Here is a 25442-nt window from a genome sequence, read left to right as displayed (position 1 = left end):
GCTTCACAACAAGGAAAGCAAATGAAGAAATTGCTCCCCATTCTCATCGGCCTGAGCCTGACGGGTTTCAGCGCGATGAGTCAGGCAGAGGACCTGTTACAGGTTTATAAGCAGGCACGACTGAGCAACCCGGAACTGCGTAAATCCGCTGCCGACCGTGATGCTGCCTTTGAGAAGATTAATGAAGCACGCAGCCCACTTCTGCCACAACTCGGTTTAGGGGCTGACTATTCCTACACTAACGGCTATCGCGATGCTAACGGTCAGGACTCAAACGTGACCAGCGGTTCCCTGCAGTTAACCCAGACTCTGTTTGATATGTCTAAATGGCGTGCTCTGACCCTGCAGGAAAAATCTGCCGGTATTCAGGATGTCACTTTCCAGACCGATCAACAAACCCTGATTCTCAACACCGCGACGGCTTACTTCAAGGTGCTGAGCGCTATCGATACCCTCTCTTATATCGAAGCCCAGAAACAGGCCATCTACCGTCAACTGGATCAAACCACCCAGCGTTTTAACGTTGGCCTCGTGGCGATCACCGACGTACAGAACGCCCGTTCACAGTACGACAGCGTACTGGCGAACGAAGTGACCGCGCGTAACGACCTTGATAACGCCGTTGAAGAGCTGCGTCAGGTCACCGGTAATTACTACCCGCAACTGGCTTCGCTGAACGTCGACAGCTTCAAAACCGATAAGCCGCAGGCGGTGAATGCCCTGCTGAAAGAAGCTGAAAACCGTAACCTGAGCCTGCTGCAGGCACGTCTGAGCCAGGACCTGGCCCGTGAACAGATTCGTCAGGCGCAGGATGGTCACTTGCCAACCCTGGATCTGAACGCCTCTTCCAGCATCTCTAACTCACGTTACAGCGGCTCCAACTCCATCAATAATAACGCTGACGTAGGTCAGAACAAAGTTGGCCTGAGCTTCTCCCTGCCGCTGTATCAGGGCGGAATGGTGAACTCGCAGGTTAAACAGGCGCAGTACAACTTTGTTGGCGCGAGCGAGCAGCTTGAAAGCGCACACCGCAGCGTTGTGCAGACTGTACGTTCCTCCTTTAACAACGTGAACGCCTCCATCAGCAGCATCAACGCCTATAAACAGGCCGTTGTCTCTGCCCAGAGCTCTCTGGATGCGATGGAAGCCGGTTACTCTGTGGGTACCCGTACCATTGTTGATGTGCTGGATGCGACCACTACGCTCTATAACGCCAAGCAGCAGCTGTCTAATGCGCGTTATAACTACCTGATTAACCAGCTGAACATCAAATCTGCCCTGGGAACCCTGAATGAACAGGACCTGCAGATTCTGAACAGCTCCCTGGGTAAACCTATCTCTACCACGCCAGAATCCGTGGCGCCGGAAAATCCAGGTCAGGATGCGTCCGCTGATGGTTATGCCGCCAACAGTGCCGCTCCAGCCGCACGCCCGGCCTCTACCGGAATGCTGCGCAACTGATGCGCTAACCCGGCCTGATTTTTCAGGCCGGGTCTGTTTTCACACCAACCGATAAATATAACCCGACCCCTTCGAATTGCAGACAGCCGAGGCACAGGCAGTTTGAACTCTGTCCGGTATAAACGTAAGCCAACGTAAAGATCCCCTCGATTCCCGCACTACGCTTCATTTTCGACCACTCATCCTCTATTCTGAGCGTTATATACCACGTAATACCACTGGGTCCTGGAAGACAAAAATGAAACGGACAAAATCCATCAATCACGCGTCGTTCCGCAAAAATTGGGGCGCACGCCATCTTACTCCTGTCGCACTGGCCGTGACGGCCGTCTTTATGCTGGCGGGCTGTGAACAAAACGACGAAACGGTTTCGCTCTATCAGAACGCTGATGACTGTGCGACCGCCACCGGCAACAAAGCGGAATGTACCACCGCTTACAATAGTGCCCTGAAAGAAGCTGAACGTACTGCGCCGAAATACGCCAGCCGTGAAGACTGTGTAGCCGAATTCGGTGAAGGTCAGTGTCAGCAGGCACCAACGCCGGCACAGGCTGGCACCGCGCCAGAAAACCAGGCGCAGGCGCAATCCAGCGGCAGTTTCTGGATGCCGCTGATGGCGGGCTATATGATGGGCCGCCTGATGAGCGGTGGCGCAGGCTACCAGCAGCAGCCGCTGTTTAGCTCTAAAAATCCGAACAGCCCTGCCTACGGCAAATATACCGACGCCAGCGGTAAGGGATACGGCGCCGCGCAGCCGGGCCGTACCATGACGGTACCGAAAACCGCGATGGCACCTAAACCGGCGACCACCAGCACCGTGACCCGCGGCGGCTTTGGGGAATCTGTTGCGAAACAGACCTCCATGCAGCGTAGTGCCACGGGCACCTCAACCCGCTCCATGGGCGGCTGATAATGGAACGAGTCAGTATTGTCGAGCGCCCGGACTGGCGCGAAAAAGCCACTGAATATGGTTTTAACTTCCACACCATGTACGGCGAGCCGTACTGGTGTGAAGAGGCCTATTACAAGCTCACTCTTGAGCAGGTTGAAAAGCTGGAAGAGGTGACTGCCGAACTGCATCAGATGTGTTTGAAAGTCGTCGATAAGGTCATTGCCAGCGATGCGCTAATGACCAAATTCCGCATTCCTAAACACACCTGGGGTTTCGTTCGCCAGTCCTGGGAAACGCATCAACCGTCGCTCTATTCCCGCCTCGATCTGGCGTGGGATGGCGTTGGTGAACCTAAGCTGCTTGAGAATAACGCCGATACGCCGACTTCCTTGTACGAAGCGGCGTTCTTCCAGTGGATTTGGCTGGAAGATCAGCTCCAGGCGGGCAAGCTGCCGGAAGGTAGCGATCAGTTCAACAGCCTGCAGGAAAAGCTGATTGCGCGCTTTGCCGAGCTGCGTGAACAGCACGGTTTCAACCTGCTGCATCTGGCCTGCTGCCGCGATACGGTAGAAGATCGGGGTACCGTGCAGTATCTGCAGGACTGCGCTGCAGAAGCAGAGGTCGCCACCGAATTTCTGTATATGGAAGATATTGGTCTGGGTGAGAAAGGTCAGTTTACTGACCTGCAGGACCAGGTCATCAGCAATCTGTTCAAGCTCTATCCGTGGGAGTTCATGCTGCGCGAGATGTTCTCCACCAAGCTGGAAGATGCCGGCGTGCGCTGGCTGGAGCCAGCATGGAAGAGCATCATCTCGAACAAAGCGCTGCTGCCGATGCTGTGGGAGATGTTCCCGGATCACCCTAACCTGCTGCCTGCTTATTTCGCCGAAGATGACTATCCGCCAATGGATAAGTATGTCGTGAAACCGATCTTCTCCCGCGAAGGTGCCAACGTATCGATTATCGAAAACGGTAAAACGCTGGAAGCCGTTGAAGGTCCGTACGGTGAAGAGGGAATGATCGTCCAGCAGTTTTATCAACTGCCAAAGTTTGGCGACAGCTATGTCCTGATTGGCAGTTGGCTTATCAACGATGAGCCAGCCGGGATTGGTATTCGTGAAGACCGGGCGCTGATTACCCAGGATCTGTCACGCTTCTATCCGCACATCTTTGTAGAGTAAACCTTGCCCGGTGGCCTGCGCTACCGGGCATGTTTTAACCCACCTGTACCGACAACATGCTCAGGCTTCCCATCTCAATTCCGTCGACCGGGATCGTTATCGGCTCTTCGCCATCCCAGGCCCCCAGCACATACAGCAGAGGCAAGAAATGTTCAGCCGTGGGATTCGACAGCGAGCCGCCTTCGTGTTCCAGGTAATTCGCCAGCGGATGCTCTCCGGCGGGCCCCTGCCAGTGAAGATTCGCTTTTACAAAATCGTTGAACGATGTCGCCCAGGGATAGGGCGTATTTTCGCCATGCCAGCGCGCGGTACGCAGGTTGTGCACCACATTACCGCTGGCCACCAGCATAATGCCCTCGTCACGCAATGTTGCCAGCTTGCGCCCCATCTCCAGATGCCAGGCCGCCGGTTTGGTGCTGTCGATGCTAAGCTGCACCATGGGGATGTCTGCATCCGGATACATCTTAATAAGCACGCCCCAGGAGCCATGGTCAAAGCCCCAGGCCTCTTTATCCAGCGCCACCGGGACGGGCGCCAGCCTTTCAACCAGCGCCTGCGCCAGCTCGGGCGAACCCGGCGCCGGGTAGTGCGTGTCATATAATGCCTGTGGAAAACCGCCAAAATCGTGGATCGTTTTCGGCGCTTCCATCGCGGTCACGCCAGTACCGCGGGTGAACCAGTGGGCGGACACCACCACGATAGCCTTCGGACGCGGTAAGGTCTCGCCCAGATGACGCCATGCGCGGGTATAGACGTTATCTTCCAGCACGTTCATCGGGCTACCGTGCCCCAAAAACAGCGCTGGCATACGAGAAGCAGTCATGGTGATATCCTTACATAAGATGTCGATTTAATAGCATCACATTACGCGCTATCGCGCTAAGATGAACCCGGATAAGCATGATGATGATCTTCAGGAAATTTGAATGTAAGGGAATGGTAAAGGCGTAGCGGCCCTCTCGCTTTGCCCGCTTTTAGCCCTTAATATTAATGAGAATCGTTATCAAAAGGAGAGAGACATGTCAGTACCCTTGCTTCTGACCATACTTGCAGGCGCCGCCACGTTTATTGGTGCGATTCTCGGCGTGCTGGGCCAGAAACCGTCTAACCGCGTGCTGGCCTTCTCCCTCGGCTTTGCCGCGGGCATTATGCTGCTGATATCACTCATGGAGATGCTGCCCGCCGCGCTGGGCACCGAGGGCATGTCGCCGGTGCTGGGCTATGGCATGTTTGTCTTCGGCCTGCTGGGTTACTTTGCGCTGGACCGGATGCTGCCCCATGCGCATCCGCAGGATCTGATGCAAAAGGGGGCGAAACCGCTGCCGGGCAATATCAAACGTACCGCCGTGCTGCTGACGCTGGGCATCAGCCTGCATAACTTCCCGGAAGGGGTCGCCACCTACGTTACCGCCAGCAATAATCTTGAGCTGGGCTTTGGTATCGCGCTGGCCGTGGCATTGCACAATATTCCTGAAGGTCTGGCGGTGGCCGGACCGGTCTATGCCGCCACGGGCTCTAAACGTAAAGCGGTATTCTGGGCCGGGATCTCCGGTATGGCAGAGATTCTTGGCGGCGTGCTGGCATGGCTGATTCTGGGAAGCCTGATTTCACCGGTAGTCATGGCGGCCATCATGGCTGCGGTCGCGGGGATTATGGTGGCGTTGTCCGTGGATGAACTCATGCCGCTGGCAAAAGAGATCGATCCTAACAATAACCCGAGCTATGGCGTGCTCTGCGGCATGTCGGTGATGGGGCTAAGTCTGGTCCTGCTACAAACCGCAGGGATAGGATAAAAAAAACGCCGGGTTAACCCGGCGTTTTTCATTCAATTAGCTGGCTTTACGCTCATGCGCCTGACGATAGGCCACCAGATCTTCGATGGTGACAACGGCCATGTTGTGCTTCACGGCAAAGTCGATGCACTCTGGCGCGCGCGCCATGCTGCCGTCGTCGTTGGTCAGTTCACAGAGCACGCCGGCTGGCTTGAAGCCTGCCAGAGTCACCAGATCGATGGTTGCTTCTGTGTGACCACCGCGGGTCAGAACGCCGCCCGGCTGCGCGCGCAGCGGGAAGACGTGGCCCGGACGGTTCAGATCGGAAGGTTTTGCGCCGTCGGCAATGGCGGCACGAACGGTCGTAATACGGTCGGCAGCAGACACGCCAGTGGTCACGCCGTGGGCTGCTTCGATGGTTACCGTAAAGCCGGTGCCGAAGGCGCTGGTGTTGTTTTCTACCATCATTGGCAGATCCAGCTGCTTACGGCGCTCTTCGTTAAGACACAGGCAGACAATCCCACTGCCGTGGCGAATGGTCAGCGCCATCTGCTCAACGGTCATGGTTTCGGCGGCGAAAATCATATCACCTTCGTTTTCACGATCTTCATCGTCAAGCACCATCACACCGCGACCTTCACGAAGGGCGGTTAGAGCCTGTTCGATACGTTCGACAGGGGTACCAAAAGAGGAAAGTAGCGTCTGATTCATGGTAAATAAACCTCATTAAAATTATGGTTACCAGAATCAGGGCAGTCTTAGGAGCGCCGCAAAGCGGCAAAAAAATAACGTGAGCGGGCCTCGCCCGACTTGATCGTTACTCTCTCCCATCCGGACTTTAACCGTCGGCCCCGGAATTACACCGGATCTGCTGACCTTCAGGCTCACACCTGAAGCGCTCGCGGGCTTTCAACGTAAGGTTGATTTACCGCCGGTGGGGAATTTCGCCCCGCCCTGAGAATAAGCGAGATAACTATAACGCTAATGATTATGTTCGGCAACGCATTAGCTTCATACAAATCTGGTTTATGGATCCGCGTTACGCGCTACAATGGTCATTAACACCTTTTCATCAAGGGAAACGACAATGATTGACCCGAAAAAAATTGAACAGATTGCCCGTCAGGTCCATGAATCCATGCCGAAAGGCATTCGTGATTTTGGTGACGATGTAGAGAAGAAGATCCGTCAGATCCTGCAATCGCAGCTGATGCGTCTGGATCTGGTGAGCCGCGAAGAGTTTGACGTCCAGACTCAGGTGCTGTTGCGTACCCGCGAAAAAATCGCCCTGCTTGAGCAACGTCTGACAGAGCTGGAAAACCGCAATACCCCTGCGGAAGTGAAACCGGCCCCGGCTATTCCACCGGTCGACGATCAGGTATAAAAAAACGGGCCATCAGGCCCGTTTTTTTATTCACTATCTTTCTGTATCTTTTTGATGATGTTCGTCGTTGAACAGCCATCTTCAAAGTTCAGCACCATCACTTCGCCGCCGTTAGCCCATACCTCTTCGCTACCGGCGATCTGCTCTGGCTTATAATCACCGCCTTTCACCAGCAGATCGGGCAGGATACCGGCAATCAGGCGCTGCGGCGTGTCCTCTTCAAACGACACCACCCAGTCCACCGCCTCCAGCGCACCCAGTACAATCATGCGCTGTTCCAGCGGATTGACCGGACGGGTCTCGCCCTTCAGACGTTTTGTCGAGGCATCGCTGTTGACCGCCACAATCAGGCGATCGCCCAGCTTGCGCGCGTTGGCCAGATAGGAGACGTGGCCGGCATGCAGAATGTCGAACACGCCATTGGTCATCACCACCTTTTCGCCCCGCTTACGGGCTGCGGCAACGGCGTCTTTAAGCTCGTCTTCGGTCATTACGCCGAAGCCCGTCTCTGCGCGGCCACGCACGGCGTTTTCCAGCTCAACCGGCGAGACGGTAGAGGTGCCCAGTTTACCCACCACCACGCCTGCCGCGGCGTTGGCAAAGTAACACGCCTCTTCCAGGGTATTGCCCGCCGCAAGCGTCGCCGCCAGCACGCCAATCACCGTATCGCCCGCACCGGTCACGTCATAGACTTCCTGGGCCTGGGTTGGCATATGCAGCGGCGCTTTGCCGGGCTGCAGCAGGCTCATCCCCTGTTCGGAACGGGTCACCAGCAGCGCAGAAAGTTCGAAATCGGCGATGATCTTCATGCCGCGCTCTACCAGCTCAGCTTCGTTTTTGCACTTGCCCGCCACCGCCTCAAACTCAGAGAGGTTAGGCGTCAGCAGCGTGGCACCACGATAGCGTTCGAAGTCTGTCCCTTTCGGGTCGATCAGCACAGGCACATTGGCTTTACGCGCCAGCTGAATCATCTGCTGTACGCTCGCCAGCGCCCCTTTGGCGTAGTCAGAGAGCACCAGCGCGCCAATGTTGCCCAGCGCCTGGTTGATGCGCTCGTGCAGCGGTTGCGGATCTACCCCCTCAAACCCCTCTTCAAAGTCGAGACGGATCAGCTGCTGGTTACGCGATAGCACGCGCAGCTTGGTAATGGTGGGATGGGTAGGCACAGAAACGAAATCACATTTGACGTTCACGTCGGCCAGCGTTTTGCTCAGGGCACGCGCCGCATCATCAATACCTGTCAGCCCAACCAGACGCGAATGCGCGCCGAGGGAGGCAATGTTCATCGCCACGTTTGCCGCGCCGCCAGGACGCTCCTCAATGGTATCAACCTTCACCACCGGTACCGGCGCTTCCGGGGAGATGCGGCTGGTGGGTCCGTACCAGTAGCGATCCAGCATCACATCGCCCACAACCATCACGCCAGCCCGTTCAAACTTTGGCAGTGTTACTTTCATTCCTGACTCCAGAAAGATTCACAATTTGCGCGCGATAATATCACACTTGTTTTGTTACGCACGGTTCCACCAGCCACTTCTGCCAGCTGGCCCGCACAAGCTCTCGCTCTGCCGCGAAGCACTCTGGCGCCACATGGCCAGGCTGCTCTTGCAATGCCAGATGGTGCAACTCATCACGTAGCGTGGTGTAAGCCCGGGTTAACGCCAGCGACTCCGCTTCATCCATGATGTCGTTTTGCGCCAGCAGTTCCAGAATGCGCACGTTATCCGACCAGCGGGTCAGCTTTGGTTTCAGGTGCGCGTGACGCAGTACCAGATATTGCGTAATAAACTCAATATCGGTGATCCCGCCCTCATCGGCCTTGATATCGAAGCGATCCCGGTGCTTATTGCCAAGATGCGAACGCATCTTGTCGCGCATTTCACGCACTTCAGTTTGTAGGGTCTCGCCCTCGCGCGGGGTGGTAAGCACATCCCGACGAATGGTGTCGAATTGCGCGGTTAACTGCGGATCGCCATACACCACCCGGGCGCGCACCAGCGCCTGATGCTCCCACGTCCAGGCTTCGTTTTGCTGATAGTCGGCAAAGGATTCGGTCGAGGTGACCAACATGCCCGCCGCACCAGAGGGACGCAGTCGCGCATCCACCTCATAGAGGATCCCTGATGAGGTGCGGGTGCTAAAGAGGTGCATGATGCGCTGAGCCAGCCGCAAATAGAACTGTCGCCCGTCGATTTCCCGCTCGCCGTCGGTCATTACGTCCACCGGGCAGTCGTGCAGGAAGATCAGATCCAGATCGGAGCTGTATCCCAGCTCCCAGCCGCCCAGCTTGCCATACCCCACTACCGCAAAACCGCGGCCTTCCCGATCGGCCAGGTGCTTCGGCTGCCCGTAGCGCGCCACCATCTGCACCCATGCCTGCTGTACCACCGCATCAATAATCGCTTCCGCCAGCCAGGTTAAATGGTCACTCACTTTCATGACCGGCAGCGTTTCAGCGATATCGGCAGCCGAGACGCGCAACATCTGCGCCTGCTTGAACTGGCGCAGCGCCTCGAGCTGCTGCTCTTCGTCCTCTTCCGGTACGCGCAGCAGATATTGGCGCAGCTCGTCGCGATAGGCGTCCGTCGCCGTCGGCTGATAAAGGGTATTGGGATCAAGCAGCTCATCCAGTAACAACGGATAACGCGCCAGCTTATTGGCCACCATGGGCGAGGCGGCACAGAGGGTGATCAGGTGCTTAAGCGCGCCGGGAAATTCGCTCAGCAGCTCCAGATAAGTGGTACGGGTAATAATGCCGGTTAGCAGCGGCGTCAAACGCGAAAGGGGGATCGGGGCATCCGCGCGGGGGCAGACTTCACTCAGCAGATGCGGCATAAGATGATCCAGCACCTGGCGCCCGCGAGGGCCGATGGCGCGCCTGTTCATCTCCAGGCGGAAATCGGCAATCAGCGCCACGACCCGGTGACGATCTTCATCGCTCAGGTGCGCCAGTACCGGGGTGGTGTCGTCCTCTTCCAGCGCATCCTGCCACAGCTCGCGCCAGTGCTCAGAGAGTTCATCCTCTTGTGATTCGCTTTCGTCATCGCCAATCAGTTCATTAAAGATATGCCGCACCGCGGCCATGTGCCGATCGAGCTGGTCGGTAAGGCTTTGCCAGTCGTCCATCCGCATGCCCCAGGCGAGGCGCGCGCGATTGAGATCGTCGCCCGGCAGAGTCTGCGTCTGCTCGTCGTTGATACTTTGCAGCAGATTCTCAAGCCGACGCAAAAAGAGGTAGGCCTCACGCAGCGTCTGCGCATCCCCTTCCGGCAGCAGATTCAGCTGCGCAATCGCCGCCAGGGTGGGCAGCAGAGAGCGGGATTGCAGCGACGGCTCGCGCCCACCGCGAATCAACTGGAAGACCTGAACAATAAATTCGATTTCCCGGATACCGCCCGCGCCGAGCTTGATGTTATCCCGCAGTCCACGACGCCGCACTTCCCGGGCTATCATCCCTTTCATGTTTCGCAGCGACTGAATTACGCTGAAGTCGATATAACGACGGAAGACAAACGGGCGCAGCATGGCGCGTAACTCACCAGCGTAGACATCGTCGTTATCGCCCATGATCCGCGCTTTTACCATCGCGTAGCGTTCCCAGTCGCGCCCCTGCTCCTGGTAATAATCTTCCAGCGCGGCATAGCTCAGCACCAGCGGGCCGCTGTCGCCAAAGGGGCGCAAACGCATATCCACCCGATAGACAAAGCCGTCCTGAGTCGGCTGATCCAGCGCTTTGATAAGCCGCTGACCCAGACGCGTGAAAAATTGAGCATTATCCAGCTCGCGGCGCCCTCCACGGGTCGCCCCTTTCTCCGGCCAGGCAAAGATCAGATCAATATCCGAAGAGAAGTTCAGCTCGCCGCCGCCCAGCTTCCCCATCCCCAGAATCATCAAGGGCTGCGGGATGCCTTCGTCATTACAGGGGGTTCCCCACTCTTTACAGCACGCCTCGTACAGCCAGTCGCGGGCGGCGACGATTAAGGTCTCCGCCAGGGCACTCAGCTGCTGTAACGTGCTCTCTTCGCTCACCAGTGACAGCGCCTGCGCCCAGGCGATGCGCACCATCACCTGACGGCGGAACTGACGCAGCACGCGCATCAGCGCAGCCTCGTCGGTCACCTCTGCCAGCGCAGCGTGCAGCCAGGCGGCATACTCCCGCCACTCTTCCGCCTGGGGTGGCGAGGTTTCAAGTTCCACCAGCCAGTCGGGATGCGCAGAAATACTCTCCTGCACAAAATCGCTAAAGGTCAGCACCTGCTGCGCCTGCTCGCTCAGGGAGGAGGCGGGTAACGACGCCGGCAGACGTTCACACACCGTCTGCCACTGCTGCTGTAACTGGGAGGAAAGCGGCATGATTGGGGTTCCTTGCCTGCGTTAACGTTTTCCGCTGTGCAGCCAGAATGGCTCCTGCGAAATGGACTCATTACGGAAATGTTCAATCTCAATACGCTGACGGGTCTTAATGGCATGCTGCAACCCCTGCCAGTTCTCCAGCCAGGCATGGGCGACGGGGCCATCATAGGCGCCAGCCAGCAGCAATATGCTGTCGATATCACGCGCCAGTCGGACCAGCTGATCGCCATACTGGTCGCCCAGCGGCTGGGCGAACGCCGCTTTCAGTTCCGCCGCGTGACGGGAAAGGTGAATATCAGCAAAGCGTTTAAATGAGTCGTCAATTTTGGCCTGCGCTTTGGCATCCAGGAAATTGCGCCAGCCATGGGTCACCAGAAACTCGGTCAACGCCAGTTTAGCCGTGGCGTTTTGCGCGCTGTACGCGGCCGTCTGGGCAGAGACCTCGGTTGCCATCAGGGTCTCGGTCTGGGTAAGCAGATCGCGTAAGCGAGCACTGGCTTTACGCGGAACGATACCGCCAAACAGCGCCAGGGTATGGCGCACCAGGCTTATTGCCGCCAGCACGTCTGCTTTGGCGTCTTTCACGCCGCGTACCCACAGCTCTTCATGGTACTGCCACTGGCTGAGGGCCAGTTCCAGTGCCGCTTCAAAGCCCTTCTCCACGGAGGATTTGGCCGGAACCTTCAGAATTGGCGTCGGTTTGCGGGTGCGTGGGGCGTTACCTGCCGCCAGGTGATAGCCGCGCGCGGCTTTGCTCAGGCTTCCCTGACGCAGACCCGGCTGGCTTACCAGCTTACGCGCCAGTTTCAGCACATCTTCGGCATCGCCTTCCAGCAGCTCCAGCTCCAGCTCGCAAAGGGGTTCCTGCAGTTCACCGGCCTTCACTTCCCCGAGGTCGAGGGCAATCTCAATGCGGCTGTTGCCTTCATTCACCAGCCACTTCTCGCGCATGAAATTGGTGCTGAACAGGGGGCTCACCTCGGCGGCAAGCGAGGCGGGTAATCCCCCTTCCGGCCAGACCTCAGCCGGGAAGCGATCCAGCGCCAGTTCAGGCTTTTCAATGTCGATGTTGTATTCAGGACGTTGATGCAAACCGCCCACCACGCGACCGGCGATTTTCATCGTCATCTCATAGCGCCCGCTGGCACCACGGATGCGCAGGCCCATATCGTGGCGGCGCAGCCAGTTATCCGGCGTTTCGTAATAGATGTTAAGTAACTCCACCGGCTGATGATGTTCAGCGGTCAACTGGTGAAGGCGGGTACGCAGCGCATCAACGCTGTCATTTTCGACGATAAATTTTAATTCGATTTCCTGAGCCATGGCCTCGATCTTCTGGTTGCGTCACAGCGGGGTAAATTACAGCGAACTTACTCATCACTTTTTTGTCAGTAGATAGTATTTTGCGCCAGATTGCCACGCAATGAGCAATTTGACGGGCGTAAAGGTTAGACGCAGTGCGTTACGGTACACAGATGATTCTGAATGCTGACGAATCTTTTGCGTGGAAGCATCGTAACCTCTACTATCGTTCCACTTTTTATGTAAATAACGACTAATGATGCTTAAATTACGCCTGATTGGACTCACTTTCCTCGCTTTCAGCGCCGCCACTGCGGTGCACGCGGAAGAGAAACGCTACGTTTCTGATGAACTCAACACCTGGGTACGCAGCGGCCCGGGCGACCATTATCGTCTCGTGGGCACCGTCAATGCCGGCGAGGAAGTCTCTCTGTTACAGACCAATGCGGATACCAACTACGGCCAGGTGCGCGACAGCAGCGGCCGTACGGCGTGGATCCCGTTGAAAGAGCTTAGCACTAACCCCAGCCTGCGTACCCGTGTACCGGATCTGGAAAATCAGGTTAAGACCCTGACCGATAAGCTAAATAATATCGACACCACCTGGAACCAGCGCACCGCCGAGATGCAGCAGAAGGTCTCGCAGAGCGATAGCGTGATTAACGGCCTGAAAGAAGAGAACCAGAAGCTCAAGAACGAGCTGATCGTCGCGCAGAAGAAGGTCAACGCCGCGAACCTGCAGCTTGACGACAAACAGCGCACCATCATCATGCAGTGGTTTATGTATGGCGGCGGCGTGCTGGGCGTAGGCCTGCTGTTGGGTCTGGTGCTGCCTCACCTGATACCGAGCCGTAAGCGTAAAGATCGCTGGATGAACTAAATCGTCTTCTCTGCCACACTAACGTATTATTTTGTGAAAAATGGATGCGGGAGTGTAAGGCGTGAAGATTTATCTGGTCGGTGGTGCGGTTCGCGATGCGTTGTTAGGTCTGCCGGTCAAAGATAAAGACTGGGTGGTGGTGGGCGCCACCCCCCAGCAGATGCTTGACGCGGGCTACCAGCAGGTAGGCCGCGATTTTCCCGTATTCCTTCATCCCCACTCTCACGAAGAGTATGCCCTGGCGCGTACGGAGCGAAAATCTGGCTCCGGCTATACCGGGTTTACCTGCTATGCCGCACCGGACGTCACCCTGGAGCAAGATCTGCTTCGCCGCGATCTCACTATCAATGCCCTCGCGCGTAATGATGACGGCACCATCGTGGATGCTTACGGCGGCCAGGAGGATTTGAAAAACCGCCTGCTGCGCCATGTCTCCCCTGCGTTTTCAGAAGACCCGCTGCGCGTTCTGCGCGTCGCGCGCTTTGCCGCACGCTACGCCCACCTCAGCTTCCGCATTGCCGACGAGACCATGGCCTTAATGACGGCCATGACCGCCGCAGGCGAGCTGGAGCATTTGACGGCGGAGCGCGTCTGGAAAGAGACGGAAAATGCGCTCTCTACCCGCAACCCGCAGGTCTTTTTCCAGGTGCTGCGCGATTGCGGCGCCCTGAAGGTGCTCTTCCCGGAAATTGACGCCCTCTTTGGGGTGCCTGCGCCAGCGAAGTGGCACCCGGAAATCGATACCGGCATCCATACCCTGATGACCCTGAGCATGGCGGCGATGCTGAGCCCGACGGTGGATGTGCGCTTTGCCACGCTCTGTCACGACCTGGGAAAAGGACTCACGCCAAAAGCGTTGTGGCCACGGCATCACGGCCATGGTCCGGCGGGCGTGAAGCTGGTCGCCGGGCTCTGCCAGCGTCTGCGCGTACCGAACGAACTGCGCGATTTAGCGAAGCTGGTCGCCGAATTCCATGACCTGATCCACACCTTCCCGATCCTGAAACCGGCCACCATCGTGAAGCTTTTCGACAGCATCGACGCCTGGCGCAAGCCCGTACGCGTGGAGCAGATCGCCCTTACCAGCGAAGCGGACGTACGTGGGCGCACCGGGTTTGAGGCCAACGACTACCCGCAGGGTCGGTTACTCCGTGAAGCCTGGGATGTGGCGAAAGCGGTGCCGACCAAAGCGGTCGTGGAGGCAGGATTTAAGGGCGCAGAAATTCGCGAAGAGTTAACGAAAAGGCGTATTCAGGCAGTGTCAGAATGGAAGGAAAAGCGTTGCCCTCAGCCAAAAGAGTGAGGGCAACCGGTCATCAGAAGAAGACCACGTACACCGCTGCCGCGACGATAAAGCGGTAGATGGCGAACGGAATAAAGGAGATGCGCTTGATGAGCTGGAGGAAGGTTTTGATCGCCACCAGCGCCACGAGGAACGCCGTCACGAAGCCGACGGCAAACATCGGGATGTCGCCCACCGTCAGGAAGTGGAAGCTCTTATAGAGATCCAGCGCGGTGGCACCCATCATCATCGGCACCGCCAGCAGGAACGAGAACTCCGATGCCGCATAGCGGCTCACGCCCATCAGCATACCGCCGGAAATGGTCGCCCCGGAGCGGGAGAAGCCCGGCCACAATGCCAGACACTGGAAGCAGCCAATCATAAACGCCTGGCGGTAAGTCATATCATCCAGACCCGGCGCGCGCGGCTCTTTTGGCTTCAGTAGTTCTGCCGCAATCAGCAGCACGCCACCCACCACCAGCGCGTACATCACGTTAATGGGGTTGAAGAGCGATTTGATGGTGTCGTGGAAAATCAGGCCCAGCACCACGGCGGGCGCCATACCAAGCAGAATATGAATCAATGTGAGACGACCTTTGCCCTCGCCTTCATGCTGCGGTGGGCGGCCAAAGTGAATGCCAATCAGGCCGAACAGACGGCGCCAGAACATCACCACCACGGCGAGAATGGAACCCAACTGAATAACCACTTCGAAGGTTTTTGCCGTTTCGCCCTCAAAGCCCAGCAGGTGACCCACGATAATCATGTGTCCGGTACTGGAAACCGGCAAAAACTCCGTCAATCCTTCGACCACACCCAGTATTGCCGCTATCAACAGCGAGTGCATATCGCTCATCAAATAAACCCCTAAAAATTATAGTAAAAACGGCCTACCCTACGGGCAGCCGCGAAAGCTACAGCTTTAAGACCGGTTTAACCGGAAATGGTTTAGTAATTATGAAGTTAATTATCGCCTTTAAGATTTTGGCTACGCTCGATCACCACGCCAACGTTGGCAGCACGCGCCACGGCGCCCGGTTTGCTGAGTTTGATGCGCACCCAGGGGGAGTTAAAGCGGCTTAACAACAGGCTCGCCACCTCTTCCGCCACGCGCTCGACCAGCGCAAAACGTTGCCCTTCAACATGGTTTACCACCGCCTCGCTGATATCGGCATAACTTAAGCAGTCATTCACGTCATCGCTTTTCGCTGCGGCACGGTTATCCCAGCCCATTTCGATATCGAACACCAGCTTCTGTTCGATGGTCTGTTCCCAGTCGTAAACACCAATAGTGGTGATTACCGAAAGTTGCTCTATAAATACAATATCCATCACGACCTGCCTGCTTTTTGACTTAACCAGATACCACTCCCGGCGAATTATGCGTATTATCCACAGATGCTGAGTACAAAACGACATTTTCAAAACGGAACAGCGTTATGAGTGCAATCGCGCCTGGAATGATCCTCCTCGCCTACCTTTGCGGCTCAATTTCCAGCGCCATTCTGGTCTGCCGTCTTGCCGGGCTTCCCGATCCACGTGAGAGTGGCTCCGGAAATCCGGGGGCGACCAATGTACTACGAATTGGCGGCAAAGGAGCAGCCGTAGCGGTGTTGATTTTCGACGTCCTGAAAGGCATGTTGCCCGTCTGGGGCGCATACGCATTGGGCGTGACGCCGTTCTGGCTGGGACTGATTGCTATTGCCGCCTGTCTGGGCCATATCTGGCCTGTCTTCTTCGGTTTTAAAGGCGGCAAAGGCGTGGCCACCGCCTTCGGGGCGATTGCCCCTATCGGCTGGGATCTCACCGGCGTCATGGCGGGCACCTGGCTGCTGAGCGTATTGCTGAGCGGTTACTCTTCACTGGGTGCGATTGTCAGCGCACTGATTGCGCCCTTCTACGTCTGGTGGTTTAAACCCCAGTTTACCTTCCCGGTTTCGATGCTCTCCTGCCTTATCCTGCTGCGCCATCACGATAATATTCAGCGCTTGTGGCGTCGTCAGGAGACCAAAATCTGGACCAAATTCAAACGAAAAAAGAGAGAGCCTGAGTAATTTCTCTCTCCTCTTTTTGCCCGGCGACGCGCTGCGTAAACGGGCCTGGCGGGTCACGCTCTCTTCAGGTTATGTCTTATAACCAAATGTGATATTTATCACTTTCTGCCTGTGGTAACTCTAAGAGACACACCACAACGACACAAAAAGAAAAATGGCAGACATTTCAGATACAACTCCGCTTTCAACGGCAGGACATGCCCCGGATGGTGACATCAGGTGGGTTCGTAGCGCGGCAGACGTTTCACGTCTGGTCAATGCGGGATCACAAGGCAGAGCTAACGCCCGTATCGTGGTCGGCATCGCACTGGGTGGCATTTTCCTCGATGCGTACGATCTGGGTGCGCTGGCGTTTGGCATCAAAGATATCACCCGCGAATTCAATCTCACTCCGGCCGGTACCGGGATGGTGGCATCGGCCATCACCTTTGGCGCCATTGTCGGGGCGCTCCTCGGGGGTTATCTCACTGATAAAATCGGGCGCTACCGCGTCTTTATGGCCGACATGGTCTTCTTTGTGGTCGCAGCCATCGCCTGCGCCCTCGCCCCCAATGAATACGTGCTGGCAGGGGCCCGCTTTGTGATGGGCCTGGGGGTGGGGATCGATCTCCCCGTCGCGATGGCGTTTCTCAGCGAGTTCGCCAGGCTTAAAGGTCCGGGCAACAAAGCGTCCAGCGTGGCGATGTGGTGCCCTACCTGGTACGCCGCAATCAGTATTTCGTATCTGCTGGTGCTCTTCTTCTATGCCGTACTGCCCGAAAGCCATAGCGACTGGCTCTGGCGCTTAATCCTCGGCTTTGGCGCGGTGCCTGCGCTGGTAATTATTGCGATTCGTAGCCGCTATATGAGCGAATCCCCGGTCTGGGCGGCGAACCAGGGCAAGCTGAAGGAGGCCGCGTCTATCCTGCGGCAGTCGTATAACATTAACGCCCATGTGCCACAGGAGGTGCTTAACCAGCCGGCCCCGGTGGTGAACAAGGCCAAATGGTCAAACTACCTGAACCTGTTCCGCGGTCGCTATTTACGGCGTACCACCCTGGCGACGCTGCTCTCCGTGGTCTCCTCTTTTGCCTACAACGCCGTCGCCTTCGGTCTGCCGGTGATCATCTCCAGCTTCTTTGTGCAGTCGATGCTAACAACGATTCTGATCTCGCTGGCGCTCAACCTGCTGTTTGCCTTTGTGGGCGGGCTGCTGGCGGTACGTTATGTGCCGCGCTTCGGCGCATGGCGGATGTCGCTGGCGGGCTACGCTTGCCAGCTTGTCGCCTTGCTCGGACTGGCGTTGATTGGTCGACCGGATGGTGCCGCTGAAGGGGTGACTGCCGTGGCGATGCTGGCGCTGTTCCTGTTCGGCCAGGGGTTTGGCCCCGGCGCGCATACCATGACCTTTGCCTCGCTGAGCTATCCGACCTCACTGCGCGGCGTGGGTGTTGGACTTAATCAGACTCTGATGCGCAGCAGTTCGACGTTATCGCTGTTTATGTTCCCGCTGCTGGTGGCCTCGCTGGATACCGCTGTCTTCTGGGTGATTGCCCTGGCGCCATTTATTGGTCTGGCGTCGCTGCTGGCGATCCGCTGGGAGCCCTCCGGGTACGATGTGGACGCCGAAGATTACCGCTAAAGGTAAGGCACTGGCGGGGGCGCAACGTCCCCGCCATCATGGGCTATAAATCCTCCAGCAGATTTCTGGCGAGCTGTCTCAACGTCGCCAGCTCCTCATCGTTCATACGCATGCTACAGCGCATCTGGTCCGGCAAGCCCATAATTTGCGCTTTCAGCGCATCCGCTTTTTCGGTTAGCACGACGTTTTTCATCCGTTCATCTCCCACCACCGCAACGCGTTTCAAAAAGCCTTTCGCTTCAAGCTTTTGTACCAACGGGGTCAGAGTACCCGAATCAAATAACGTCTTTTCACTGAGGTCACGCAGCGGAATATTATCCTGCTCAAAGAGGGCCATCAGCACCACGAACTGCGGATAGGTGAGATCCAGTTCATTGAGTAAGGGCCGGTACTGGCGGATCAGGGCGTTGGTTACCGAGTACAACGAAAAACAGAGCAAGCCATCTAACGTTTTGTTTTCTTTCATTTTTAACTCCCATCACGCAAATCTTTCTAAAAAAAGTATAAATAATGTTTGACTAAAAGTATCTTGCGCGCAAGTATTATAGCACAAATTAAATAGCGCACTACCTAGTTAGTGACAAACAACCTTAACGACACATACAGAGGCTTCACCATGAAAACATTATCCGCAATCCTGGTTTCTTCCGTCTTCGCATCCGCTGTGGCCTCCGCGCAGCCTGTTAATACTCCGGCCCCCACTGCTGGTGTGCAGGCGTTTCTGAACGTCCTGAATAGCGGTAACGGTAAGCCGATGGAGCAAATGACCCCGCAGGAAGCACGCCAGGTACTGATTGGCGCCCAGCAGGGGGCAAAACTGCCACCGGCGCAGGTTTCGCAGAAAACCATCCAGGCCAACGGGCAGGCGATCAAACTGACCATCGTTAAACCTGAAGGTGCGACCGGCACGCTGCCGGTGTTTATGTTCTTCCATGGCGGCGGCTGGGTACTGGGTGATTACCCAACCCACGAACGTTTGATCCGCGATCTGGTGCGGGCATCCGGTGCGGCTGCGGTCTATGTGGATTACACCCCGTCACCTGAGGCGCACTTCCCGGTAGCCATCAATCAGGCCTATGAAGCGACAAAATGGGTAGCAGAGCACGGTCAGGAAATTGGTGTGGATGGCAGCCGTCTGGGTCTGGTCGGTAATAGCGTGGGTGGCAACATGGTGGCCTCCGTGGCGCTGCAGGCAAAACAGTTTAAAGGGCCGAAAATCCGCTATAACGTAATGCTGTGGCCGGTTACCGATGCAAACTTCGATACCGCCTCTTATAACCAGTTTGAGAACGGCTATTTCCTGTCAAAAAACATGATGAAATGGTTCTGGGATAACTACACCACGAACGCGGCTGACCGTAATTCGATTCTCGCTTCGCCGCTGCGTGCCAGCACTGAACAGCTGAAAGGCTTCCCGCAAACCCTGATTCAGACCGCGGAGCTGGATGTGCTGCGCGACGAGGGTGAAGCGTTTGGCCGTAAACTCGATGCCGCAGGCGTGCCGGTCACCGTTACCCGCTACAACGGTATGATCCATGACTATGGCCTGCTGAATCCGCTGAGCGAAGAGCCAACGGTGAAAGTTGCCTTGCAGCAGGCGGGCGCAGCGCTGCATGAACATCTGAAATAAGCCATAACACGCGTTTGAGAGCACGGCCCCGGCCGTGCTTTTTCTTTTTCATCCCCCGCCATCCATAAGCGACTCATATGACAGGGTTCATTTGCGCCAGGGCATACTGACCTGGAACCCGACGACGAGCAGATGGACGAACCATGTTAGCAACCCAGGTGGCTGATAATACGTATAAAGGCTGGCGCGCCTCGCTGGCTTTAGCGTTTCGTCATACGCCGGAAAAGACCCTCCTCCACTCTGCCCGTCACGTCGGCCCCCTTACCGTTCAGCGCCCCTTTTATCCGGAAGACAACACCTGCCATCTCTACCTGCTTCACCCCCCTGGCGGGATTGTCGGAGGCGATGAACTGGATATTTCAATTCGACTGGATGCCAACAGCCATGCGCTGATCACCATGCCGGGCGCCAGTAAGTTCTACCGCAGCAGCGGGCCGCAGGCGCGGCTGGCTCAGCACTTCTGGCTGGACGAAAACGCCACGCTTGAGTGGCTACCCCAGGACACGATTTTCTTCCCCGGCGCCAACGCCGCGCTGCGCTCGGTATTCCATCTGCATGCCACCAGCACGCTGCTGGCGTGGGAGCTTTACTGCCTGGGCCGCCCGGTCATTGATGAAACCTTTAGCCACGGCACGCTCGAGAGTCGACTGGAAGTGTGGCGCGATGGCGAACCGCTGTTGATTGAACGCCAGCACCTGGCCGACGGCGACCTCTCGCCGGTGGCGGGCCATCCGTGGCTCGGCACGCTGCTTTTCTATCCGGCAAATGAGAGCCACCTGGAGGAAACGCGAAGCCTGCTGGCAGAGCTGAACCATTTTGCCGGCGCCACCCTCACGGATGGTTTGCTGTCGGTGCGTTTTCTCTCGCACGATAACCTGATTTGCCAGCGGGTGATGCGCGATATCTGGCAGCATCTGCGCCCGCACTTAACCGCCAAAGCGCCCCATTCACCCCGGATCTGGCAGACCTGAGAGAGCCCCTATGGAACTGACCCCCAGAGAAAAAGACAAACTGTTGTTATTCACCGCCGCGCTTGTGGCAGAGCGCCGTCTCGCCCGCGGCGTCAAACTCAACTATCCGGAATCGGTCGCGCTGATTAGCGCCTTCATTATGGAAGGCGCGCGCGACGGGCAGACCGTGGCGGAGCTGATGGAGGCTGGACGTCATGTCCTCACCCGCTCGCAGGTGATGGAAGGGGTACCGGAGATGATCCCGGATATTCAGGTGGAGGCGACCTTCCCGGACGGCTCCAAGCTGGTCACCGTTCACAACCCCATCGTCTAAGGAGCGCGCAATGATCCCAGGCGAGTATCAGATCAAACCAGGGCAGATCGCCCTCAACGTGGCCCGCGAGACCCAACGCGTGGTGGTCGAAAACCATGGCGATCGCCCTATTCAGGTGGGATCGCACTACCACTTCTACGAGGTCAACCCGGCGTTAAAATTCGATCGTGAGGCCACGAGAGGCTACCGCCTGGATATCCCGGCTGGCACCGCCGTGCGCTTCGAACCCGGCCAGAAGCGCGAAGTGACGCTGGTCCAGGTGGCGGGTGCGCAGCGTATTTTTGGCTTTCGCGGCGAGGTGATGGGCGAGGTGAAGCATGGCTGAGATTTCGCGTCAGGCCTACGCCGACATGTTTGGCCCCACCACCGGCGACAAGGTCCGGCTGGCGGACACCGGGCTGTGGATCGAGGTGGAAAAAGATCTCACCGTGTACGGCGAAGAGGTGAAATTTGGCGGCGGGAAAGTGATCCGCGACGGCATGGGCCAGGGGCAGATGACCGCGCAAGATTGTGTGGATCTGGTTCTGACCAACGCGCTGATCGTCGATCACTGGGGGATCGTGAAAGCCGATATCGGCGTCAAACATGGCCGGATCTTCGCCGTGGGCAAAGCCGGTAACCCGGATATTCAACCCGGCGTGACTATCCCCATCGGCGCCGCGACGGAGGTAATCGCCGCCGAAGGGAAGATCGTGACCGCCGGCGGGATCGACACCCACATTCACTGGATCTGCCCGCAGCAGGCGGAAGAGGCGCTGGTCTCCGGCGTCACCACCATGATCGGCGGCGGCACCGGCCCGGCAGCGGGCACAAACGCCACCACCTGTACACCGGGCCCCTGGTATATCGCCCGCATGCTGCAGGCGGCCGATACATTGCCGGTCAATATTGGCCTGCTGGGCAAAGGTAACGGCTCTAATCCCGACGCGCTGCGCGAGCAGATTGCAGCGGGTGCCATCGGGCTGAAGATCCACGAAGACTGGGGGGCGACGCCGGCGGCCATCAACTGTTCGCTGGAGGTGGCCGAAGAGATGGATATACAGGTGGCCCTGCACAGCGACACGCTGAATGAATCCGGCTTTGTGGAAGATACCCTGGCGGCGATTGGCGGGCGTACCATTCACACCTTCCACACCGAAGGGGCGGGCGGCGGTCACGCGCCGGATATCATTACCGCCTGCGCGCATCCGAACATTCTCCCCTCCTCCACCAACCCGACGCTGCCCTATACAGTGAATACCATCGATGAGCATCTCGACATGCTGATGGTGTGCCACCACCTTGACCCGGACATCGCCGAGGACGTGGCTTTTGCCGAATCGCGCATCCGCCGGGAGACCATCGCCGCCGAAGATGTGCTGCATGATATCGGTGCCTTCTCGCTCACCTCGTCCGACTCGCAGGCGATGGGCCGCGTGGGCGAAGTGATTATCCGCACCTGGCAGGTCGCCCACCGGATGAAAGTACAGCGCGGCGCGCTGCCGGAAGAGAGCGGTGATAACGATAACTTCCGCGTGAAGCGCTACGTCGCCAAATACACCATTAATCCGGCGCTGACCCATGGTATCGCCCACGAAGTCGGCTCCATCGAAGCGGGCAAACTGGCGGATCTGGTGGTCTGGTCTCCGGCATTCTTTGGCGTAAAACCCGCGACCATTGTGAAAGGCGGGATGATCGCCTGCGCCCCGATGGGCGATATCAATGCCTCTATCCCTACGCCGCAACCCGTGCACTACCGCCCGATGTTCGGCGCGCTGGGGGCCGCCCGTCACGCTACCCGCCTGACCTTTATTTCGCAGGCGGCAGAGGCGCAGGGCATTGCCCGGCAGTTGAACCTGCAAAGCACCACCGCCGTGGTGCGGGGCTGTCGCAGCGTGAAGAAGGCCGACATGATCCACAACGGCCTGCAACCCAACATTACCGTCGATGCGCAAACTTACGAGGTGCGCGTGGACGGCGAGCTGATAACCAGCGAACCGGCAGAGATCCTGCCGATGGCGCAACGCTATTTCCTGTTCTGAGGAGCCAAGATGATCACCTTAACCCAACGCCTTGATCACGCCCATCGCGTCACCACCAGCGTGACGCTGCCGATTGATATCCGCGTCAAAAGCCGCGCCCGCGTCACGTTGAACGATGGTCGCGAAGCGGGGCTCATGTTGCCGCGCGGCCTGCTGCTTCGCGGCGGCGACATGCTGGCAACGGAAGACGGCAGCGAAATTATTGAAGTGATTGCCGCCCCGGAGTCCGTTTCGGTGGTGCGTTGCGCCGATCCTTTCCTGCTTGCCCGCGCCTGCTATCACCTGGGCAACCGCCACGTGCCGCTGCAAATCATGCCCGGCGAGCTGCGCTATCACCACGATCATGTCCTCGACGACATGGTGCGGCTGCTCGGCCTTGAGGTGACGTTTGCCACGCTGCCGTTTGAACCGGAAGCCGGGGCGTATGCCAGCGATGCTCACAGCCATAGCCACTCTCACGCTCATTCACATTAAGGATCTGTCATGCGTACGTACCTTCCTCTGTTATTGCTGGCCTTTTCCCTTCCCGCCCTCGCCCATCCGGGGCACGGCGCGGATAGCTTTCAGGCGGGCTTTTTCCATCCGCTGACCGGTCTCGATCACCTGCTGATGCTGACCGGCGCTGGCGTCCTCTCTGCCCTCAGCGGCCGTAAGCTGCTGATGCCGCTCGCCACCCTCGGCATGATGCTCACCGGCGCCTTTGCGGGCAGCCTGTTCGGCGGCTTTAGCGGGATGGAGACGCTGATTGTCGCCTCGCTGGCGGTATGCGGCGTGATGATGTTTAAAACAGAGAACCGACTGCTGCTGGCGGTGCCTGCGCTGGCTATGTTCCACGGCTGGGCGCACGGCGTGGAAATGGCGGGCCACAGCTTCTGGCTCTTTACCTCTGGCTTTATGCTCGCCAGCGCGGCGGTGCTGTGCCTGAGCTTCGGCGCAGGCCTGCTGCTGCGCCGTCATGACGGGATCCGTAAAACGCTGGGCGGCGGACTTATCGCCTCTGCGCTGCTGGCGCTGATGAGCTGATGGAGAACGCCCGCCAGCGGCTGCGGCTGATGCAGCTCTCCAGCAGTAGTCTGCCGGTGGGGTCGTTTACCTGGTCCCAGGGGCTGGAGTGGGCGGCCGAAGCGGGCTGGGTGACGACCGTCGACGCATTCCGCCGTTGGCAGATACAGCAGATGGAGCAGAGCTTTTTCTGCACCGATTTACCGCTGTTTATCCGCCTCTGCCACGCCTGCGAGCGGCACGATATCGCCCAGGCAAAATGGTGGACGGCGTACCTGCTGGCCTGCCGCGAAACGCGTGAACTGCGCGAAGAGGAGCGCAATCGCGGCGCCGCCTTCACCCGGCTTATCAAGAGCTGGGAGCCGGACTGCCCGCCAGACTGGCAACCGCTGTTTATGCAAAGCCAGCTTTGCGGCATGGCATGGCTGGGCGTTCGCTGGGCGATCCCTCCTCGCGAGCTGGCCCTGAGCCTGGGTTACAGCTGGATTGAGAGCGCGGTGATGGCGGGCGTCAAGCTGGTGCCATTCGGGCAACAGGCGGCGCAACAGCTAATTATCGAACTGAGCGATCGCTTCGCGGCAGGATTTGAACAGGCTTTACTGCGCCACGATGATGAACTGGGTGCCGCGACGCCCCTGTCGGCCATCGCCTCGGCGCGTCATGAAACACAATATTCACGGTTATTCCGTTCCTGAGGATTGTCTATGTCTGATTACAAACATCCCCTGCGCGTGGGCGTGGGTGGCCCGGTGGGGTCGGGTAAAACCGCCCTGCTGGAAGCGCTGTGTAAAGCCATGCGCGACACGTATCACCTGGCGGTGGTCACTAACGATATCTACACCAAAGAAGATCAGCGCATCCTGACCGAAGCTGGTGCCCTGGAGCCTGAGCGCATCGTGGGCGTAGAGACCGGCGGCTGTCCGCATACTGCCATTCGTGAAGATGCCTCGATGAACCTGGCGGCGGTAGAAGCGTTGAGCGAGAAGTTTGGCAACCTGGACGTGATCTTCGTCGAAAGCGGCGGCGATAACCTGAGCGCCACCTTCAGCCCGGAACTGGCCGATCTGACCATTTACGTCATCGACGTGGCCGAAGGGGAAAAAATCCCCCGTAAAGGCGGGCCGGGGATCACCAAATCCGATTTTCTGGTCATCAATAAAACGGATCTGGCGCCCTATGTCGGGGCCTCACTGGAGGTGATGGAGCGCGATACCAACCGCATGCGCGGCGAGCGTCCGTGGACCTTTACCAACCTGAAAGCCGGCGACGGCCTGGCAACGATTATTGCGTTTCTGGAAGAGAAAGGGATGTTGCGGGTGTAGT

Annotated in this window: 26 protein-coding genes and 1 riboswitch; of the genes, 18 read left to right on the top strand and 8 right to left on the bottom strand. The window is 57.8% G+C overall.

The window, feature by feature from the left end:
* Positions 1-21: 21 nt before the first annotated feature.
* From tolC to B2Q93_RS05505, 3 genes are all read left to right on the top strand, one after another.
* On the top strand, positions 22-1461 hold the full coding sequence (gene tolC, locus B2Q93_RS05515; RefSeq protein WP_040073989.1) for an outer membrane channel protein TolC: 1440 nt from the start codon (positions 22-24) through the stop codon (positions 1459-1461).
* A 238-nt stretch (positions 1462-1699) separates the two neighbouring features.
* Complete coding sequence (locus B2Q93_RS05510; RefSeq protein WP_040073988.1) at positions 1700-2371, top strand: DUF1190 family protein; 672 nt, start codon at positions 1700-1702, stop codon at positions 2369-2371.
* Between the two features lie 2 nt (positions 2372-2373).
* The gene (locus B2Q93_RS05505) at positions 2374-3534 is read left to right on the top strand and encodes a glutathionylspermidine synthase family protein (protein ID WP_040073987.1); all 1161 of its coding nucleotides are present in this window, start codon (positions 2374-2376) and stop codon (positions 3532-3534) included.
* Positions 3535-3568: 34 nt separating this feature from the next.
* Here the strand turns inward: B2Q93_RS05505 and ygiD are convergent, their stop codons facing one another.
* A complete protein-coding gene (ygiD, locus tag B2Q93_RS05500; RefSeq protein ID WP_046885848.1) occupies positions 3569-4357 on the bottom strand; it encodes a 4,5-DOPA dioxygenase extradiol in 789 nt (262 codons plus the stop codon).
* Positions 4358-4553: 196 nt separating this feature from the next.
* Here ygiD and zupT point away from each other — a divergent pair, with 196 nt between their 5' ends.
* The gene (gene zupT, locus B2Q93_RS05495; protein ID WP_046885847.1) at positions 4554-5327 is read left to right on the top strand and encodes a zinc transporter ZupT; all 774 of its coding nucleotides are present in this window, start codon (positions 4554-4556) and stop codon (positions 5325-5327) included.
* Between the two features lie 36 nt (positions 5328-5363).
* Here the strand turns inward: zupT and ribB are convergent, their stop codons facing one another.
* On the bottom strand, positions 5364-6017 hold the full coding sequence (ribB, locus tag B2Q93_RS05490) for a 3,4-dihydroxy-2-butanone-4-phosphate synthase (protein WP_046885846.1): 654 nt from the start codon (positions 6015-6017) through the stop codon (positions 5364-5366).
* Between the two features lie 104 nt (positions 6018-6121).
* Positions 6122-6272, bottom strand: a riboswitch (FMN riboswitch).
* A 121-nt stretch (positions 6273-6393) separates the two neighbouring features.
* Here ribB and ubiK point away from each other — a divergent pair.
* Complete coding sequence (gene ubiK / locus B2Q93_RS05485) at positions 6394-6690, top strand: ubiquinone biosynthesis accessory factor UbiK (RefSeq protein ID WP_040073983.1); 297 nt, start codon at positions 6394-6396, stop codon at positions 6688-6690.
* A 26-nt stretch (positions 6691-6716) separates the two neighbouring features.
* Here ubiK and hldE read toward each other — a convergent pair whose 3' ends face one another.
* Genes hldE through B2Q93_RS05470 form a run of 3 tightly spaced genes read right to left on the bottom strand, consistent with a single transcriptional unit; the run spans position 6717 to position 12366 of the window.
* Positions 6717-8147 (bottom strand): bifunctional D-glycero-beta-D-manno-heptose-7-phosphate kinase/D-glycero-beta-D-manno-heptose 1-phosphate adenylyltransferase HldE, encoded by a 1431-nt coding sequence (hldE, locus tag B2Q93_RS05480; RefSeq protein ID WP_046885845.1) that lies wholly within the window; start codon positions 8145-8147, stop codon positions 6717-6719.
* A gap of 40 nt (positions 8148-8187) precedes the next feature.
* Positions 8188-11046, bottom strand: a complete 2859-nt coding sequence (gene glnE, locus B2Q93_RS05475; RefSeq protein ID WP_154298864.1) for a bifunctional [glutamate--ammonia ligase]-adenylyl-L-tyrosine phosphorylase/[glutamate--ammonia-ligase] adenylyltransferase — start codon at positions 11044-11046, stop codon at positions 8188-8190.
* Positions 11047-11064: 18 nt separating this feature from the next.
* Positions 11065-12366 (bottom strand): inorganic triphosphatase, encoded by a 1302-nt coding sequence (locus B2Q93_RS05470; protein ID WP_046885843.1) that lies wholly within the window; start codon positions 12364-12366, stop codon positions 11065-11067.
* 238 nt (positions 12367-12604) lie between these two features.
* Here B2Q93_RS05470 and B2Q93_RS05465 point away from each other — a divergent pair, with 238 nt between their 5' ends.
* On the top strand, positions 12605-13225 hold the full coding sequence (locus tag B2Q93_RS05465; RefSeq protein WP_046885842.1) for a TIGR04211 family SH3 domain-containing protein: 621 nt from the start codon (positions 12605-12607) through the stop codon (positions 13223-13225).
* A gap of 61 nt (positions 13226-13286) precedes the next feature.
* Positions 13287-14528, top strand: coding sequence for a multifunctional CCA addition/repair protein (locus B2Q93_RS05460; RefSeq protein WP_233800563.1), 1242 nt, complete (start codon positions 13287-13289; stop codon positions 14526-14528).
* 13 nt (positions 14529-14541) lie between these two features.
* On the opposite strand, the gene bacA is transcribed toward B2Q93_RS05460, so the two are convergent.
* Together bacA and folB are read right to left on the bottom strand one after the other, a co-directional pair.
* Positions 14542-15363, bottom strand: coding sequence for an undecaprenyl-diphosphate phosphatase (gene bacA / locus B2Q93_RS05455; protein ID WP_046885840.1), 822 nt, complete (start codon positions 15361-15363; stop codon positions 14542-14544).
* A 107-nt stretch (positions 15364-15470) separates the two neighbouring features.
* Positions 15471-15839, bottom strand: coding sequence for a bifunctional dihydroneopterin aldolase/7,8-dihydroneopterin epimerase (folB, locus tag B2Q93_RS05450; RefSeq protein ID WP_040073976.1), 369 nt, complete (start codon positions 15837-15839; stop codon positions 15471-15473).
* A 107-nt stretch (positions 15840-15946) separates the two neighbouring features.
* Between folB and plsY the strand changes: the two genes are divergently transcribed.
* Together plsY and B2Q93_RS05440 are read left to right on the top strand one after the other, a co-directional pair.
* On the top strand, positions 15947-16561 hold the full coding sequence (plsY, locus tag B2Q93_RS05445; RefSeq protein WP_040073975.1) for a glycerol-3-phosphate 1-O-acyltransferase PlsY: 615 nt from the start codon (positions 15947-15949) through the stop codon (positions 16559-16561).
* A gap of 154 nt (positions 16562-16715) precedes the next feature.
* Positions 16716-18182 (top strand): MFS transporter, encoded by a 1467-nt coding sequence (locus B2Q93_RS05440; RefSeq protein WP_040073974.1) that lies wholly within the window; start codon positions 16716-16718, stop codon positions 18180-18182.
* Positions 18183-18225: 43 nt separating this feature from the next.
* Here the strand turns inward: B2Q93_RS05440 and B2Q93_RS05435 are convergent, their stop codons facing one another.
* The gene (locus B2Q93_RS05435) at positions 18226-18648 is read right to left on the bottom strand and encodes a MarR family winged helix-turn-helix transcriptional regulator (protein WP_046885838.1); all 423 of its coding nucleotides are present in this window, start codon (positions 18646-18648) and stop codon (positions 18226-18228) included.
* A gap of 150 nt (positions 18649-18798) precedes the next feature.
* On the opposite strand from B2Q93_RS05435, the gene B2Q93_RS05430 reads away from it, so the two are divergent.
* The 9 genes from B2Q93_RS05430 to ureG all read left to right on the top strand — a co-directional run bounded on the left by B2Q93_RS05430 (position 18799) and on the right by ureG (position 25441).
* On the top strand, positions 18799-19812 hold the full coding sequence (locus B2Q93_RS05430; protein ID WP_233800556.1) for an alpha/beta hydrolase: 1014 nt from the start codon (positions 18799-18801) through the stop codon (positions 19810-19812).
* A 143-nt stretch (positions 19813-19955) separates the two neighbouring features.
* Entirely contained in the window at positions 19956-20783 is an 828-nt protein-coding gene (locus tag B2Q93_RS05425; protein WP_263616626.1) for an urease accessory protein UreD, read from the top strand.
* 10 nt (positions 20784-20793) lie between these two features.
* Positions 20794-21096 (top strand): urease subunit gamma, encoded by a 303-nt coding sequence (locus tag B2Q93_RS05420; protein WP_040073970.1) that lies wholly within the window; start codon positions 20794-20796, stop codon positions 21094-21096.
* A gap of 10 nt (positions 21097-21106) precedes the next feature.
* Positions 21107-21421: an urease subunit beta gene (locus tag B2Q93_RS05415; protein ID WP_046885835.1), complete on the top strand. Its 315-nt coding sequence runs from the start codon at positions 21107-21109 to the stop codon at positions 21419-21421.
* Positions 21414-23117: an urease subunit alpha gene (ureC, locus tag B2Q93_RS05410; RefSeq protein WP_286932130.1), complete on the top strand. Its 1704-nt coding sequence runs from the start codon at positions 21414-21416 to the stop codon at positions 23115-23117. Before B2Q93_RS05415 ends, ureC begins: the two co-directional genes overlap by 8 nt.
* 9 nt (positions 23118-23126) lie before the next feature.
* A complete protein-coding gene (gene ureE / locus B2Q93_RS05405) occupies positions 23127-23591 on the top strand; it encodes an urease accessory protein UreE (RefSeq protein WP_040073967.1) in 465 nt (154 codons plus the stop codon).
* Between the two features lie 9 nt (positions 23592-23600).
* A complete protein-coding gene (locus B2Q93_RS05400; protein ID WP_233800548.1) occupies positions 23601-24140 on the top strand; it encodes a HupE/UreJ family protein in 540 nt (179 codons plus the stop codon).
* Positions 24140-24814: an urease accessory protein UreF gene (locus B2Q93_RS05395; RefSeq protein ID WP_286932126.1), complete on the top strand. Its 675-nt coding sequence runs from the start codon at positions 24140-24142 to the stop codon at positions 24812-24814. The genes B2Q93_RS05400 and B2Q93_RS05395 overlap by 1 nt, the downstream gene beginning before the upstream one ends.
* Before the next feature lie 9 nt (positions 24815-24823).
* A complete protein-coding gene (gene ureG, locus B2Q93_RS05390) occupies positions 24824-25441 on the top strand; it encodes an urease accessory protein UreG (protein ID WP_046885831.1) in 618 nt (205 codons plus the stop codon).
* Position 25442 lies beyond the last annotated feature (1 nt).

This window comes from Leclercia sp. UBA5958 (assembly GCF_002430365.1).
Taxonomy (GTDB): Bacteria; Pseudomonadota; Gammaproteobacteria; order Enterobacterales; family Enterobacteriaceae; genus Enterobacter; species Enterobacter pneumoniae.
The sequence above is the reverse complement of the archived record's forward strand: the minus strand, read 5'-3'. Positions and strand labels throughout refer to the sequence as shown.